Origin of the sequence: Arthrobacter sp. ZGTC212, assembly GCF_002929255.1 — a bacterium.
Lineage (GTDB): Bacteria > Actinomycetota > Actinomycetes > Actinomycetales > Micrococcaceae > Arthrobacter_B > Arthrobacter_B sunyaminii.
In genome coordinates, this window is the sequence record NZ_PJIJ01000013.1 from 1 (window position 1) to 908 (window position 908).

The 908-nt window shown below is 60.9% G+C and carries 1 protein-coding gene; it reads right to left on the reverse strand.

All coding sequences use genetic code 11. The annotated features are described in order from the left end of the window. Positions 1-908 (reverse strand): sodium-dependent transporter (locus tag CXQ89_RS17610; protein WP_181032426.1); only part of this gene is annotated, 908 nt, incomplete at both ends.

Consider the following 908-nt stretch of genomic DNA (forward strand, 5'->3'; position numbering starts at 1 on the left):
GAGGTGATCCCCGCGAACACCAGCGATCCGAAGAAGAGCACGCCCATGAGCCCGCCGAAGGGTGCCTGGGACACGATGGTGGGGAATGCGACGAAGGCAAGGCCGATGCCCTGGGTCACGACGTCGTTCACGCCTGTGCCTGCTGCCTGCGCCATGAACCCAAGAGCCGCGAAAACACCGATGCCGGCGAGGATTTCGAATCCGGAGTTGGAAAAGGCAACCACCATGCCGGAACCGGTGAGGTCTGTCCTGCGCTTCAGGTAGGAGGAGTAGGTGACCATGATGCCGTAGCCCACGGAAAGTGAGAAGAAGATGTGGCCGTAGGCCGCAGCCCAGACGGACGGATCGGCCAGGGCGGACCAATCGGGGGTGAAGAACGCGTTCAACCCTTCTGCGGCACCCGGGAGGAACAACGATTGGACCACCAGAAGGACAAACATCACCACCAGCAGCGGGAGCAGGATCGAGTTTGCGCGCGAGATGCCCTTACGGATTCCGGCCACCATGATGATGATGACTGCGATCCAGATCAGCAGCAGCGGGAAGAAAACCGACGGCACATAGTTGAAACCGATGCCCGGTGCCTCGGCTACCTTGAGAAAGCTCCCGAAAAAGTAGCCCTCGGCGTCGTCGCCCCATGCTTCCGTGAAGGAAAAAATGGTGTACATCAGGGACCACGCGATGATCACCGCGTAATAGGTCGCGATAACAAAGCAGATCAGAACCTGCCACCACCCAAGCGGCTCGGCAACGCGGTGGAGCCTGCGGTAGGCCAGCGGAGCGGAGCCACGGAACTTATGGCCCACGGCGTAGTCGAGGAACAGCAGCGGGATGCCCGCCGTCAGCAATGCCACGAGGTAGGGGATAAGGAAGGCCCCGCCGCCGTTGTCATAGGCGATGTAGGGAAA